At 39.6% G+C, this 15693-nt stretch carries 14 protein-coding genes; 8 read left to right on the plus strand and 6 right to left on the minus strand.

Annotated features, from left to right (window positions below; all coding sequences use genetic code 11):
• Nucleotides 1–105: 105 nt before the first annotated feature.
• Together ACKTT2_RS23115 and ACKTT2_RS23120 are read right to left on the minus strand one after the other, a co-directional pair.
• Nucleotides 106–1479 carry a DUF3370 domain-containing protein gene (locus ACKTT2_RS23115; RefSeq protein WP_407890852.1) on the minus strand — a complete coding sequence of 458 codons (1374 nt, stop codon included), beginning with the start codon at nucleotides 1477–1479 and terminating at the stop codon, nucleotides 106–108.
• Between the two features lie 40 nt (nucleotides 1480–1519).
• The gene (locus tag ACKTT2_RS23120) at nucleotides 1520–2032 is read right to left on the minus strand and encodes a peptidase C15 (protein WP_407890854.1); all 513 of its coding nucleotides are present in this window, start codon (nucleotides 2030–2032) and stop codon (nucleotides 1520–1522) included.
• Nucleotides 2033–2090: 58 nt separating this feature from the next.
• On the opposite strand from ACKTT2_RS23120, the gene hisH reads away from it, so the two are divergent.
• Both hisH and rsmD read left to right on the plus strand, forming a co-directional pair.
• Entirely contained in the window at nucleotides 2091–2726 is a 636-nt protein-coding gene (hisH, locus tag ACKTT2_RS23125) for an imidazole glycerol phosphate synthase subunit HisH (protein WP_407890856.1), read from the plus strand.
• Nucleotides 2727–2869: 143 nt separating this feature from the next.
• Nucleotides 2870–3421: a 16S rRNA (guanine(966)-N(2))-methyltransferase RsmD gene (rsmD, locus tag ACKTT2_RS23130; RefSeq protein WP_407890859.1), complete on the plus strand. Its 552-nt coding sequence runs from the start codon at nucleotides 2870–2872 to the stop codon at nucleotides 3419–3421.
• A 121-nt stretch (nucleotides 3422–3542) separates the two neighbouring features.
• Here rsmD and petG read toward each other — a convergent pair whose 3' ends face one another.
• A complete protein-coding gene (petG, locus tag ACKTT2_RS23135) occupies nucleotides 3543–3656 on the minus strand; it encodes a cytochrome b6-f complex subunit V (protein ID WP_407890861.1) in 114 nt (37 codons plus the stop codon).
• A 295-nt stretch (nucleotides 3657–3951) separates the two neighbouring features.
• On the opposite strand from petG, the gene ACKTT2_RS23140 reads away from it, so the two are divergent.
• A complete protein-coding gene (locus tag ACKTT2_RS23140) occupies nucleotides 3952–4326 on the plus strand; it encodes a c-type cytochrome (RefSeq protein ID WP_407890863.1) in 375 nt (124 codons plus the stop codon).
• A gap of 27 nt (nucleotides 4327–4353) precedes the next feature.
• On the opposite strand, the gene ACKTT2_RS23145 is transcribed toward ACKTT2_RS23140, so the two are convergent.
• Together ACKTT2_RS23145 and ACKTT2_RS23150 are read right to left on the minus strand one after the other, a co-directional pair.
• Entirely contained in the window at nucleotides 4354–4527 is a 174-nt protein-coding gene (locus tag ACKTT2_RS23145; protein WP_407890866.1) for a hypothetical protein, read from the minus strand.
• Nucleotides 4528–4911: 384 nt separating this feature from the next.
• Nucleotides 4912–7431, minus strand: coding sequence for an NACHT domain-containing protein (locus tag ACKTT2_RS23150; RefSeq protein ID WP_407890868.1), 2520 nt, complete (start codon nucleotides 7429–7431; stop codon nucleotides 4912–4914).
• A gap of 314 nt (nucleotides 7432–7745) precedes the next feature.
• Here ACKTT2_RS23150 and ACKTT2_RS23155 point away from each other — a divergent pair, with 314 nt between their 5' ends.
• The 5 genes from ACKTT2_RS23155 (at nucleotide 7746) to ACKTT2_RS23175 (ending at nucleotide 14469) form a co-directional block, all read left to right on the plus strand.
• On the plus strand, nucleotides 7746–8261 hold the full coding sequence (locus ACKTT2_RS23155; RefSeq protein ID WP_407890870.1) for a hypothetical protein: 516 nt from the start codon (nucleotides 7746–7748) through the stop codon (nucleotides 8259–8261).
• Nucleotides 8262–8309: 48 nt separating this feature from the next.
• The gene (locus ACKTT2_RS23160) at nucleotides 8310–8522 is read left to right on the plus strand and encodes a PEP-CTERM sorting domain-containing protein (protein WP_407890872.1); all 213 of its coding nucleotides are present in this window, start codon (nucleotides 8310–8312) and stop codon (nucleotides 8520–8522) included.
• A gap of 337 nt (nucleotides 8523–8859) precedes the next feature.
• Nucleotides 8860–9603, plus strand: coding sequence for a peptidylprolyl isomerase (locus ACKTT2_RS23165; RefSeq protein WP_407890874.1), 744 nt, complete (start codon nucleotides 8860–8862; stop codon nucleotides 9601–9603).
• Nucleotides 9604–9697: 94 nt separating this feature from the next.
• Nucleotides 9698–12700: a peptidase domain-containing ABC transporter gene (locus ACKTT2_RS23170; RefSeq protein WP_407890876.1), complete on the plus strand. Its 3003-nt coding sequence runs from the start codon at nucleotides 9698–9700 to the stop codon at nucleotides 12698–12700.
• A gap of 230 nt (nucleotides 12701–12930) precedes the next feature.
• Nucleotides 12931–14469, plus strand: coding sequence for a beta-barrel domain-containing protein (locus tag ACKTT2_RS23175; protein ID WP_407890878.1), 1539 nt, complete (start codon nucleotides 12931–12933; stop codon nucleotides 14467–14469).
• A gap of 67 nt (nucleotides 14470–14536) precedes the next feature.
• On the opposite strand, the gene ACKTT2_RS23180 is transcribed toward ACKTT2_RS23175, so the two are convergent.
• Nucleotides 14537–15688, minus strand: coding sequence for a mannosyltransferase family protein (locus ACKTT2_RS23180; protein WP_407890881.1), 1152 nt, complete (start codon nucleotides 15686–15688; stop codon nucleotides 14537–14539).
• Nucleotides 15689–15693: the final 5 nt, after the last annotated feature.

Below are 15693 nucleotides of genomic sequence, written 5' to 3' on the forward strand. Positions count from 1 at the left end.
CTGCACTCATGTTGGGTTTCGTTCCTCAACCCAACCTACAAATATTATAAGCGTTTAACCGAACATGATATCACTGGTCACTGATTACTGGTCATTGGTCATTGGTCACTGGTCACTGGTCACTGTCAAGACTTGTGGAGGAGTCGCGTCTGGGGGATAGAGAAAATCCACTTCAACCAATCTCTTTTCCCCTGCCTTCATATTCAACACTACCAAAGGCTCTCCCTGTTGTCCCCGTCTTTGCACCAAATGCACGTACTCGGTTTGAGGCAAACCTGCATCATCTTGATAGCGAACTCGCACCGATCCGCGAAAGAAAACTTGCGGGGAAGCTGAGTTAAAAAAGCGCAATCCCGATTTAGTTAACTTATCTTCTTTAATTGGTGTTTGCATTGACACAGTGACTGTCTGCTGGTTTTGACTATTGTTATATAACGGCAAAGTTAAACTGTATTGCACTCCATAGTTTCCATGGGCGCGATAAGCAGTGTCGGGATAGCGTACTAACATAGGCGCACTTTGTATTTGCTCGGTACCCAATGTGCCGCGATCTAAAGTAGATAGTCCATAGGAAAAAGCTTGTCCGGGACTGGGAATGGTAAGATATGTTTTTTCAGGATTGTCTGCGAGTAAACCTTTCCATTCCGAACCTAAAGCAACTCCAGCAACACGCCCATAAATTATTGGTTTGCTTGTCTCTTCTAAAGGAGTAGGTGTTTTGTCACGAGGACTGGATAATTCACTATTATTTAATAGATATTGCCACTCTTCCACTGTAGGAGGACGTTCGCTACCATCAGGATTTGTTGGTGCAAGCATTGCCAGACTGGCTGCATAAACTGTGCCACTACTCCATAGCCGCATATATGTAGACCGACCATTTAAAGGTGGGGTAAGTTCTTTTACGGGAATTGGTACATTAAGTAACATTTGGCTTTCCCCCGGTGGAATAATTATTTGAGCTGGGAAGGTTTCTTGCCGTTGTCCCCGAAGAACTTGATTTGTTACGCGATCGCCCGGTCCTGCAAAGGTATTGCTCAAAATATTATCACTTTTAGATGGCAATTCGACAAAGGGTGCATCGGGTTGGCTGAGATAAGTAGCTGCTTGCAAAATATTGATTGTTACTGGTTGAGAATTAGGGTTATGAACGATAATTCCTAGATATAGCGATCGCAAATCTTCCGGAGTTGGTGCTTGAGCTACGTGATGAGCAAAAACATCGAATCGACCTTTAAAAGGAAAATTTAAATGTGCTGTGGGAACTTTTTTCCCTTCTGATGGAAAAGTAGAGAGCAAAATTCCTTCTTTCAAAACCTTTTCAGGGCTATTACTATTAAATACTGGTACGTTATCTAATTTGCCTGGGAGAGGGCGTACTTGTTGCGGTTGAACAATTTCTTCAAGTGGTGCGGGTGGGGGAGCGATTGGGGAAGGTGTTATTTGTGCGATGGGAAGAATGAGTAAGAATGGAAACATATACGAACTGATTTTTTTCTACTTTGAGACGCAATTATCTTTACAAAAGTGCCAATCTGTGAGTCATCAGGAAAAAATCCTCCAAGATTGAGGGGAAGTTCTCTTCAGTCAAAATAGGAACGTGGACAAATATGCAAGGGGTTTTTAGTTCTCGGAGACGTAGTTCATCGAGAACCGAATAATAAAGACCTTCACAGACAAATTTCCCACAGTCGTGACTAATCTCAATATTCTGGGAATCCGCCACTAACTTTTCTAAATCAACCGTTGTCAGCAACATACTTTCCCCAGACACAGCACCTACTTCCACACTTAATAGCGTCCGTTTTTCAGCCATACCACAGCAAACGATGAGCTCTGGCTGAACTTCGCGGATCTTTTCTATGACTCGAAAACTAGCTTGCTCGACATCGACAGGCAATTGTCGCAATAGCGTTAACTCATAAGGCAACGAATTAAGTCGGACAACTTCTGCCAATAGATCGTCAGAAGAATTTGATTTTTGATGAGGTAACCAAGTTTGAAAAGAAGTTAATAAAAACCTTTTCTGCATAAGAATTATTATTTAGAATATAAGTACCCTCCATAATAAATTAGCAGGGAGCAGGTAAATGGCGTTGATTGCAGTCGTAGACTACGACATGGGAAACTTGCACTCGGTTTGCAAAGGATTAGAAAAAGCTGGCGCAACTCCAAGGATTACTGATTCGGCAAAAGAATTAGAAAAAGCAGATGCTATCGTTTTGCCAGGAGTGGGTTCCTTCGATCCAGCTGTAAAACAGTTGAGATCGCTTGATTTGGAAAAACCCATAAAAGAAGCAATTGATTCTGGCAAACCTTTTTTAGGTATTTGCTTGGGTTTACAAATTCTTTTTGAATCAAGTGCAGAAGGAGTTGAGCCAGGACTGGGAATTATTAAAGGAATAGTACGGCGATTTGTTCCGGAACCAGGTATCACAATTCCCCATATGGGTTGGAATCAACTCGAACTAACCCAACCAAAAACAACATTGTGGGAATATTTACCGCAAAATCCATGGGTATATTTTGTCCATTCTTATTATGTAGAGCCAACCGATCCCCAAGTTTGTGCCGCAACTGTCACTCATGGCAATCAAACTGTCACAGCTGCGATCGGCCGCGATAATCTGATGGCAGTACAATTCCATCCGGAAAAATCTTCTAACATTGGATTGCAGATTCTATCTAATTTTGTCTCTCAAGTTTGGACACAAGTTGCTGCATAGGGAGAATTTTATCCAGTGTCCTTTGTCCAGTGACTACTGACTCAAGAATTTTGTCCAGTGTACGAGTGTCATTTGTCCAGTGTCAAATGACCGATAACTGTTGACTAATGACCTTTTGACCAATGACTAATGACCGTTAACAAATGAGCTTAAGAATTTACGGTAATCGTCCCTTAAAAACATTGCCAGGGAGAGAAACCAGACCCACCAGTGCGCGAGTACGGGAGGCAGTGTTTAATATTTGGCAGGGTACGATAGATGGTTGTCGCTGGTTAGATTTGTGTGCTGGAACTGGGTCAATGGGCGCAGAAGCTTTGTGCAGAGGAGCCAGTTTAGTGACAGGAATTGAAAAATCCAGTCGTGCGTGTGCCATTATTCAAGAAAATTGGCAACACCTAGCTAATGCAGAACAAAAATTTCAAGTCATGCGGGGAGATGCCTTACAAACGTTGCCAAAACTCTCAGGGCAACAATTTGACAAAATTTATTTCGATCCACCCTATGCTAGCGGATTATATCAGCCAGTATTAGAAGTCTTAGCTTACCATCATATTTTAGATACAGACGGCGAAATAGCACTAGAACACAGCCCCCAAGATTGGACACCACCCATCATACCTTCTTGGGAAATCTGTCGTGAGAAAGTCTACGGAAATACGGCTTTAACCTTTTATCGAGTTAAGAGTAGGGAGTAGGGATTGGCGATTGGTGAGACAGCCCTGAAGGAGGGTTTCCCGACCTAGGGGACTGCGAACCCGAAGGGCAATTGGGGAATAGGATTTATAACTCCCCGTTCACCACTTACGACTCCTACATTTACACGCCGAGCTGTTTGTCACGCTTGTACTGCTCGTAGGCTTTGTAAAACAATCCGCCGAGGGTTACGAAGATAAGACCAAGTACAATGCCGTCAAGCAGGGGTTCAACCACGTTAGATCTCCTTTGTGCATAAAATTGGTTCCCGCCATTCATTCTACCAAATTCAGCAACACCTCTTTCACCTTTTCATACCCATTCCCAATCCCCAATCCCCATTGCCCCTCAACAAGGAGGGAGCCCCGAGTTCCCCAATCCCCAATCCCCATTGCCCCTCAACAAGGAGGGGGCCCCGAGTTCCCCAATCTGTACTCTCCAACACAACGCAATTGCATATTTCATCAAGAACTTTTAAGCTATGTGTATGAAATAAAATTTTTTTGTACACTTTGACTTGAACAGCAAACTTTTGGATAACCAGATCCCCAAACCTAAAAATCTGATTCAGCGCATCGCACTAATGGCTCTGGCGGTGGTGCTAACAGTCCTTTTGGGCATTTTTGCTGTTTATGCAATTAGACCCTCAGATCCTTATGCTATAGCTGTTCTAGCGCTTAATGGTGACCCAGTACAAGGACACGCCATCTTTCAAATAAATTGTGCTGGTTGTCATGGCTGGCAAGCAGATGGCAGTGTTGGACCGAGCTTACAAGGGGTCTCTAAACGCAAATCGCCCTACGGTCTCATACATCAAGTAACAAGTGGTGAAACGCCACCTATGCCAAAATTCCAGCCAAGCCCTCAAGCCATGGCAGACCTTTTAACCTATTTAGAATCTTTGTAAATAAAATTTACATAATTTTGTAAAAAATTAATGTTTTTGTGAACCTGATTCAGATAACAAAGAAGGCTCAATGGCAGCATATGTTATTGAGTCTTCCAATTTTTCTATCTCAGGATGTTCCGTTAGATTTGAACTACAACAACCATCAGTCCACTTTTCACCAGGTTTGCGATCGCACTTTTTTACTTGTGACTTGCTCATAATTTAAGTCTACTTAGTTTTTTTAACTGTCTGAACACCACAAAATTATACCACTTGTGGTATCTTACGGTAAAAAGCGGTAAAGTCCGGAATGGAAAATAGCAGGTAGAAGGCAGACGCCTCACTCTCGTTCCCAGGCTCCGCCTCCAGCAATCAAAGCATTCCAGCAACATTGAATAGTAGGTAATATAGCGGTTTTCAGTTGGGTGCAATACATTAAATGATTAAGGAACCGCAGCCTGTAGCAGATGGACGCAGATAAATCTGTACTTTATTCAACTGAAAACTGCTATATTTGGAAGGTACGAGGCAGAGCCTCGTGTACTGCATTCCCAGGCGGAACCTGGGAACGAGGGGAACAAAAAAATCTCTCTTGTCTAACCCCTAGCCCCTAACCCCCAGTCCCTGTTCTCTAATGAGTGTTTCAGGAATGCGCTTGCTAGGTAGCAATAGATAATCGAGAATTTGGTTGCGTAAATCTTTAGAAGAGTAACTACTTCCTTTAATACACTCTAGAAGGAGAGTATTAGCGTACAAATAATCTTTTAAGGTTTTGATTTGATCTAGTGAGAATTTTACGTCATCATAACCGATATTCAAATATAGTCTCATGACTCCTCTTAAATGTTTTATCCAATCCTGCCAATCTGATTGAGGTGCATTATCAGCAGGAAAGCTTTCTTTTAAGAACATGAGTTCGTCTGCTAAACCCTCGTAATTTAAAGATTTATCGCTGGTAATACTAGACCCGATGTGGTTGGGAAAATTATCTTTGTCAAGAGTAATTTGCCTCTGTTGTTTTCTCAGAGTAATCACACCTCTATTTTTATCAATGGTTACACCTTCACCTGTTAACTGAGGAGTCATGACAGTATCATCACTTATGGGAAGTTCCTTTCTCAGCAAAGGACTAACTTTATGAGACATAAACTGCTTGTTCTTGGCTCTAGCAGATACTTTAGTATAAGTATCTACTAAATATAATGCAAAATCAGAAAGAGGTGAGCGATCGATAATCTTTTTTCGTTCTCGATTAAACTCTTTTAAAAGAACGGCAAGTTTTTGTGCTTGGGCTGAATCGACTTTTGAAAGTTGATTTGTATAAAGTTCAAATTCCTGATCTACAAATAAATAAAAAGCTCGCCAAGAACTTGATTTGACATCATGATAAGTTGTGACATCGTCTAGCCAAGTCAACAGATCTTGTAATCGTTTACTACTGACTAGCTTATTAATTTGAATAAATAGGATTTTTAAAAAATCATCAGCATTCGCTAGTCGTCCTGCAATTATTAGAAAGACTTCTCGCCATTGACGGTTTACTAAATGCTGTTTAACAACTTCTTTTAAAAGTTCGGAGCTTCGGCTTTCTACAATATAGTTAGCCACAAAATATTCTTGAAAAGTTAAGTGTGAAAATGAGTAAATATCTTGTGCTTGTTTAACAAGCAATCCATGATTTGCCTCTATTCTTTTTAAAACAGCTAAACTATCAACATTGAGAGTATCGTTAGAAAAATCAGACAAATTTTCAATATAATTTCCGATAATTTCTTCTAATTCCCTTTGTTGCCACAAAATCTTGTGTGGTTCTTGCATAAAAGACTCATAAGCTATTTTACTCAGTAAATTGACTTTTTGCTGGTAGGGTAGATTAAATTTATTCGTTACACTTCGTTCTATTCGTCTGCTTGCATCCCATTTTCGTAAAAGAATTTCTACTGCGTCATGAATAAGCGAGTACTGATTTCTGGGAAGTTCGTAGCGCTCGTCAAATACCAAGCATAACATTGTTAGTAATAAAGGATTTGCCGTTAGTTCTTCTATAGCTCTATTTGTTTCTATTTTTTCAAGCAAGCTATCTGCTAATTTCAAATCTTCGCTAGGTGCAAACCATTTTCTAATAAAAAGCTCCACTTGATTATTATCAAAATCAGCCATCTCTACTTCTGTAAAATCGGGAAATATATAATCAGCAGAGCCAGAACGACAAGTGAGAACAAAACGATTTTTGGAAAATTTTTTAACAAAATCATCAATAATTTGATACAAGCGATCGCTTTTTGTCTCTCCTACCTCATCTAATCCATCAAGTAAAATTAAGCAACGACCTTGTTCTAGCAAATCTTTAACAAAATGAGATGCATTGGAAACATAATCAGACAAATCTTTTTGAACGGCATCGGTAAGACTTAATTCTTGTTCTTCATCTGAAAATGCTTTCAATGAAATAAAAATTGGAATCTCTTGGATTTCCTCTTGCCGAATAGAATGTAAAACAAGATGTTTGAGAAAAGTTGTCTTTCCTGCACCCGGCTTACCCCAAATAAGTAGTTTAGAATAGTTTTTAACAGCATCTAAAGCAGATAAATGATTCTGAATTCTATAGTTAAATCGACTAAATCCTATATTTTCGCTTGAAAAATGGCTAAAGAGTTCTTGAATGGTTTTAGACTGCTTTCCTTGAATGTTTTCTAAAACATTGACTTGGGCATAAATATTATCTAGTTGTACGGGATAAGTCATCGTTAGGACTTTTATAGTACCGCACTTCCTCTTGAGATATTCTTGATAGCGCTCGAACCAAGTTTCTCCATAGTCAGGTTCGTCTATATCTCCTTTTTCCAACGCTACTTGATACCTTAAAGCTTCTTGATAACTTTCATATCCTAATAAAATTTTACATAAAAAATTGAGATTCTTCTCTTGTATTTTTGATGATTCGTCCTCCTTAAAAAAATTCCGAATTGTTTTATCTGAAATAATATCTTTAGAATCTTCCTTTTTATCTTGATAAACTCGATTTAGTTCATTAATCAGAAACTTAGGTGAAGCACCAAATTTCTCTATATATGCTTGTTTTAATTTTTCAAAAATTTTTTGATTAACTGATATGACTGCCATTTTTGCCCTCTCTACGGGTTCTGAAATCTTGAAGCACTTAAAAAACTGTCATGCTTAAATCGGCCATGCCAAATAGGGAAAAACCTTTCCTCCTAACTCTTTCGTTAGACAGAGAAAGAGCATCCCTACCTTTTCTCGTAATATTCTATCAATACATCCAAAGATAGAAAACAGTAGTCGATAGATAGAAAATCTACTTTTAGGTATAGGAAAATGGATGCGAGTTACTTGTAAAGTGGTAAGAGTTTCCAAAAATTACCGTTAATTACCGCATATTTTTTAAAAAAAGAAATTAATAAGCCAAAAATTCCACTATGAACAATAAAATAATATATCCTGTGACGTATATAAATAGTAGCTGGGTAGATCGAGAATTTAAACAATTTGCATCATCTCTGTCAATTGAACTCAAGCTCTCACTCAATAGTATCCTGGCTTGGACGCATCTATGGCGTCAAGGGCGACTCGACCGTGATGCAACGCATCAGGCTTTTGAAGAAATTGAACAAAACGTTATATGTCAGATTTCTCTCATAGAACAACTTTTAAAATGGCGTCTCGCTGCTGACAAACTTGAAGGTGTTAATTGCAATTCAATTCTTATAGATACTATTAATCAACAATTTGAACGCGACCAATCTTCTCTGGCTGAAGAATATCAGTTTTACCTCGATCGCACCTTGAATTTGACTCATATTAGGCGTGAGAGCCAATTGAGCCAAGCCAGTACTGTTACAGCCTTTGAAGCGATCGAGCAAAACGCCAAACGTCAAAGCCGAATTCTAGAAAAACTCCTCAATTGGCGCTTTAACCCCAATCACAGCAATTGATACAGCGCTTTCTAATCTGCTGAGGTACAGATTTATCCGCGCCCTTGGGTGCGTTCGTCTACAGTTAATTTTTACTTATACGATACCGATAATACGGGCTTTGACGGAATTCTACTTGAGGATGATTTAGTAGAAGTTGATGGATCTGGCAACGCCTACCTAGAGCCAGTTCCCGAACCTTTCACTGTTCTGGGTTCAATGACAGCACTTGCGTTAGGTGTAGGTATGCGAAGGAGAGCAAAGAAAAAAACATTGGCATAAATAAAATTACCAAAACTCGCTACTCTCTTTACAGGACTATTTGTCAATAGACTTTCATAAAGACTAGGCTTTGCTCAAAAGCCCGGTCTTTGCTTGTAATTTAAATTTTTGTGTTATTTGTGTTACTATTCTTAACATACACATAAATCGTATAATTTGTTATTAAAATAGCTAGCGGATGGAAGAAGTGAGTTTGCCTCTACCGGGTGGTGCAGCTACAAGTTTCTATTAAGATGGCTATAACGCCCAACCACTTTCTTTCACATACCGTAATAGTATCTACAAACACAGGGCGCAGCACCAAGCAGACTATGCATTTTCAAGTGTCTGGTAGTTCATGACTGAAGTGTTGCAAATCGGTAACCGTACAATCAAAGCGAGCGAACTAACTTCCTTACTGGCTAGCTATCAAATGCTACCACAGTTACTACGGGAGTTAATTCTTGATGAAGCTGTTGAATTTATAGAGTACACCCCTAATGAAGTTGCCCAAACTCAACAGCAGTTTTATGCCGAACATCAGTTGAAAAATGAAGCTGATGTCAGAGCATGGATGGCATACTACAATTTGTCACCAGTTCATCTGGAGACAATCGTTACTCGTCGGCTCAAAATCGAAAAATTCAAGCAGGCGACTTGGGGCAAAAAGTTGGAACCCTATTTTTTCCAGTGCAAAACAAAACTGGACAAGGTAATTTATTCTCTACTGAGAACTCAAGATGCAGGAGTTGCTCAAGAACTTTACTTTCGTATTTTGGCAAAAGAACAGTCCTTTGCAGAACTAGCACGAGAATATTCACAAGGTCCGGAAGCCCAAACAAGTGGCTTAGTTGGTCCTGTTGAATTGTCTGCACTCCATCCGGTGATGGTACAAATGCTTTATAGCAATCAACCTGGTAAACTTTTACCTCCAACTCGGATTGGTGAGTGGTTTGTCATCGTGCGCTTGGAAAAATATGTTCCAGCGCAATTGGATGAAGCTATGAAAACTCGCTTACTAAACGAACTCTTTGAAAATTGGCTTACAGAACAGCTTCAGAAATTGAGGAATGAAAAAGAACAGTTAGTGGTTAGTGGTTAGTGGTTAGTGGTTAGTGGAAAAGAATAACCAACAACCAACAACCAACAACTAACAACCAACAACTAACAACCAACAACCAATAACTAATAATTTAATGACTTATACCAAAGCCTCTATTCAAGATTTCTTAACTCAACTAGTCCCCTTTAATCAACTCTCAGAACAAGAACTAGCAAAATTGCTACCTAAGCTACAACTTTTGCGTTACCGCATGGGTCAAATAATTCTCGTACAAGAACATATATCCTCTCAAGTCTCTGTTATTTATGAGGGTCAAGCACGTTTACTAGCGAACGATCCAAATACTCAAATGCCCATTACACTAAAGTTACTGAAATCGGGGGAAATTTTGGGTTGGGTCAGTTTGTTACGAGGAGTCCCTTGTGAAACAGTTATTGCTTCGCAAGAAACAATTTGTGTAAACTTTCCCGCAACGGATTTTTTAAGCTTGTTAGAGAATTCTCCGACTTTTGCACAAGAATTTTACAACCGTTGTAGTGTCATTGAAGTTTTTGAGTTATTAGGTATAGAACTGGCACGACGAGCTGATAGTGAAGCTTTACTAAAATCTTATAATGTATCAGATATTGCAGAACTTGCTTTCAAGTTATTTCCTGAAGCAACTGCCTTGACTCTTGCTAATCATAAAAAAATTAACCTTCAACTCGATCCTTCATTAAATTGGTTTCTCAGTAGTAAAACATCTGAACAATTTCCAGTAGGAACTCTTATAGATCTGAAAACGAAGACAAGCGAGCTAACAGGAGAAGCTTCTGTTAAGCCACGGCTGATAGGTTTGCCATTAAAAAAGGATAAAGTAGAAAGTATTGAGGATGAAAATTCTCATTCTTCATCTTTTACACTTCATACTTCTGAAGAAATTGCCTACGCGCCTGAAAGTCCACCCAAATTAGAAGCAGTAGTTATTCATAAATCGCGCTCGCCTAATTACCCTCACATTCAAGGTCGAGGACCGAAAAACGCAACCTTAGCTTGTTTTCAAATGCTGAGTCAGTATTGGAATATTCCTTTTCGTCGAGATGCGATCGCAAAAGTGTTAGACAATCAAATTCAGCGCACTCAAACCCTGTCCCTACAACTTTGCGGTGCTATTGCTGAACTAATTGGATTAAATGCCCAATTACTTAACATTAAAGCTGTTGGAATTACCAAGCTACAAACTCCTGCTATGATTCGATGGCAAGATAGTTTCGCCATCCTTTATGAAATTACTGACCAAAAGCTCGTGTTAGCAGTCCCAGAAGTAGGTATCGTACAGCAAAAGTTAGGTAATTTTATTGAAAACTGGGGAGAAGAAGGTCAAGTCTTACTACTCAAACCTACTAAATACACGCCTCAGCAAAAATTTAGCTTACGTTGGTTTATTCCTTCCTTAATAAAATATCGTAAAGTTCTCCTTGAAGTCCTTCTCGCTTCCTTTTTTGTCCAAGTTTTTAGTTTAGCAAATCCTCTTATCATTCAACTTATTATCGATAAAGTCATTATTCAAAATAGCTCCAACACATTAAATGTACTAGGTATACTACTATTAATATTAGCTGTTTTTGAAGGACTCTTAACAAGCCTCCGTACTTATTTATTTGTTGATACAACAAATCGAATTGACCTCACTTTAGGTTCAGAAATTATCGATCATCTCCTACGTTTGCCCTTGCGTTATTTTGAACGGCGACCTGTAGGGGAGCTAGCCACTCGCGCTCAAGAATTGGAAAATATTCGTTCATTCCTCACGGGAACTGCTTTAACAGTAGTATTGGATGCTGTATTTTCCGTCATTTATATAGTCGTGATGGCATTGTATAGTTGGTTGCTAACTATAGTAGCTCTGGCAACTGTACCACTTTTTGCCTTTCTCACAATAGTTATTTCTCCGGTAATCCGACAGCAGTTGCGAAGGAAAGCAGAGCGTAATGCCGAAGCTCAATCATATTTAGTAGAAGTCATGTCAGGTATTCAAACAGTCAAAGCACAGAATATAGAATTGCGATCGCGTTGGCAATGGCAAGAACGATATGCTAACTATGTTGATGCTGGCTTTAAAACTGTTGTCACTTCTACAGGTGCTAACGTCACAAGCAATTTTCTCAACCAAGTTTCTAGTTTATTAGTCATATGGGTAGGAGCATCCTTAGTCCTTCAAGGCAAACTCTCTTTAGGTCAGTTGATTGCCTTTCGTATTATTGCTGGTTACGTAACAGCACCATTGTTGCGTTTAACACAATTGTGGCAAAACTTTCAAGAGACTGCACTTTCTTTAGAAAGGCTTGGTGATATTTTGGATAGTCCTGCAGAAGTCACAGAATTAGATCGTCAAAACATTCCTATGCCGTCTATTCGTGGCGCTGTAAAGTACGAAAATGTTTGTTTTCGATTTAACACTAACGGACCATTGCAACTGAAGAATATTAATGTAGATTTTCAAGCTGGACAATTTATTGGAATTGTCGGACAAAGTGGCTCTGGGAAAAGCACTTTAACAAAGCTTTTACAACGACTTTACGACCCAGAGTCAGGCAGAATCTTTATTGATGACTATGATATTGCCAAAGTAGAACTTTATTCCCTACGCCGTCAGATTGGGATGGTACTTCAAGATTCTCTTTTGTTTGATGGCACAGTGCAGGAGAATATTGCTTTGACTCATCCAGATGCTACACCAGAAGAAATTATAGAAGCAGCAAAAATAGCTGCAGCACATGATTTTATTATGTCTCTGCCTAATGGGTACAACACGAGAGTCGGAGAAAGAGGTTCTGCTCTTTCAGGAGGACAGAGACAGCGCATTGCTATTGCTCGCGTGATTCTACAAAATCCTCGCTTGCTGATTTTGGATGAAGCCACGAGTGCTTTAGATTATCAGTCAGAAAGGGAGGTTTGTCTTAATTTAGCAGAAGCTTGTCGCGATCGCACGGTCTTTTTCATCACTCATCGTTTGGGGACTGTCAAGAATGCTGATGTGATTTTGCTATTAGACCAAGGATCTGTTGTAGAACAAGGAACTCATGAAGAACTGATGGCGCAAAAAGGTCGTTACTACTGCCTTTATCAACAACAAGAGTTGGTGGGTAGTAGTTAGTAGGGGCGCGGCGGCCTTGCGCCCGTACATTTGTTGTAATGCCTTGCGCCCGTAAATTTGTTAGTAGTTTTTTATTGGGTGCAATACATAAAAAAGTTATGGAACCGCAGCCTGTAGCAGACGAACGCAGATGAATTTGTACTTCATTTAAATGAGAACCACTAACAAATATCAACTAACAACTAATAACTAACTACAAACAATTAACAACTAACAACTAACAATCAACAATGAACATTCAACTCGATCAAAAACCACTTTCATCATCAAAAGTCTTAGAACCAGAAGTTAGAGTTCCTGTAAAAACTCTGACTGAAGATAACAAATTTGGTCGCTCTGTTGTCTTGCGACAATCGCCTATGTGGTCGCGAGCTATTCTTTGGGGGATTTTAGGCGTTACGAGTTTAGTATTGATTTGGGCAAATTTTGCCAAAATTGAGGAGGCAATTCCCAGTCAAGGAAAATTGGAACCTCAAGGGACTGTGAAGGAAGTGCAGGCTCCTGTCGCTGGTGTTGTCAAAAGTATTCTTGTGAAAGATGGGCAACGAGTTCGCCGTGGCGATTTGCTTCTCAGACTAGATCCTACAGCAGTGCGATCGCAACTCATCTCACTTCTCAAAATTCGTAATGCTTTGATTCACGAGAATCAATTCTACCGCATTCAGCTTATTGGTAAAAATACTAGAACTGATAATTCACAATTGATCTCGCAAGTCAAATTACCTCCAGCATTGGTTTCTTTAACTCAAAATCGAGCAGCGTTAATAGCGGAAAATAAACTTTACCGCGCTCAATTAAATGGACAATATCAGAATCTTGATTTTTCACCAGAGGAAGCAGCTCGTATAGAATTTAGTCAAGCAGAGTTGAAAGCTCGAATTGCTTCTGATGAACTACAGACAGATCAATTAAAGAAACAACTGAACGAAAACCAAGCTCAACTATCCTCTGCTCGCGATATTCGAGAGGTTAATCAAACTATTCTTAAAAGTATTGAGCCTCTTGCTGTAGAAGGAGCAGTTTCTCGGATACAATTCCTCAAACAACAACAGGAAGTCCGCACTCATCAAGCAGATGTGGAACGGTTGACACAGGAGCAAGCACGTTTGCGCTTTGCGATCGCTCAATCGCAAGAAAAGCTCCATAATACTATTGCAGCAGCCAAAAAAGAACTACACGCTGAAATAGCAAGTAATAATAAACAAGTGGCTCAAATTGATAGTGAGTTGAACAAGGCAATCTTAGAAAATGAGAAAAAGATTGCTGAAACAGAAAATCAAATCAGTCAAGCAAGAGTCAACTTACAATATCAAGAAATTAGATCCCCATCAGATGGAATTGTTTTTGATTTACAAGCTCGTTATCCAGGGTTTGTTACTAACCCCAGTCAATCAGTTCTTAAAATTGTACCGAGTGAAGAATTGACCGCAAAAGTTTATATCACCAATCAAGATATAGGTTTTATCAGAGAAGGGATGAAAGTTGATGTTCGGATTGACTCTTTTCCTTTTAGCGAGTTTGGTGATATTAAAGGAGAAGTTGTCTCGATTGGTTCTGATGCTCTACCACCCGATCAAATCCGTCCTTACTATAGTTTTCCTGTCAAAATTCGCTTAGAACGTCAATCTTTAAATGTTAATAATCGAGAAGTGCTTCTTCAATCAGGAATGTCAATCAGCGCAAATATTAAAGTACGCGATCGCACAATCATGAGCATTTTTACAGATTTATTCTCAAAACAAATAGAAAGTATCAAAACAATTAGGTGATTGGGGATTGGTCACTGGTCACTGATTACTGGTCACTGGTAACTGCTCACTGGTCACTGGTAACTGATTACGCCACCCAGTTCCAGATAGCAAAATCAATTGCGTAGAAAAAGAGCGATATGGCAAACCAAGTCAAAATAGCGTATCCCCAACGAAGATGTTGAGAAAGCACTAGCCCAAAAGCTATTGATAGGGACACGACGCCATATGCATAGCGATTGATAGACATCAAAGCACCGGAAAAAATCATGACTAACAGGGAACAAAAGCCATAGACAATAGCAACACTGCTTATTTTAGTGCGTAAGTACCATAACAGGTAACCGCCACCAAAAACCATCACAACTTTAATCAAACTATCATTACCCGCGTCTACTGCATCCCTGAGAATAAACCACCAATTTGGTTGCGCCCATGCTTTTTGTATGCGAATAAATGCTAAGGGATCTCCAAATCGAACACCACAATACAAACTAAATGAAACTAACCCAATCCCTACAGCTAAACCTGCTACATAAGCGATCGCAGGTCTTTTTTCTCTCCAAGCTACAAAAAGGAAAGCAGGTATAAGTGTGACTCCTGTAGCACGAGTTGCACTTGCTAATGCACCCCAAATAGCAGCTTGGATATGTTGGCGTTTGTCAAATGCTCGCAAAGCTGCTGTTGTCAGCAATAGAAACAATCCCTCAGTATAAATAACAGTACAAAATAGGGAAAAAGGACACCAAACTATGACAGCAATTACCCATCGGGCTACATGAATACCATGGCGATCTTTTGTCCAAGAATATAACAGCAGCAACGCACCAAGAAACGAAAAATTACTGACAAGCGTACCCGCTACTTCAAAGGGTAAGCCTAACATCATTACCCCACGAATCACCAAAGGAAAGACGGGGTAAAAAGCAACAGAATGCTGCTGTCCATCATCTGCATAGTCGTAACCATTGAGTACAATTCGACCATACCACTTACCGTCCCAATGGGAAAAGAGTTCCCAACTTGGTTTGGGAATAAAACCGGGAACAAAGTCAAGTGGATATGCAGTTTGCCAATGGGTTTGGACTGGTGATGTGTAAAGTATTGGAGCAATGACTTGCATTCCAACTACAACAACGAGTCGGCTAATCAACCACATTGCAATAACAAAAAGGAATCCATTGGTTATGAGCTTGTATTTTTTGTGGAGTTGAGTTGCTCTTGAGGTTAATTTTGTCATGATAA

This window comes from Scytonema hankhaensis NUACC26 (genome assembly GCF_045865695.1).
GTDB lineage: Bacteria > Cyanobacteriota > Cyanobacteriia > Cyanobacteriales > Nostocaceae > Scytonema.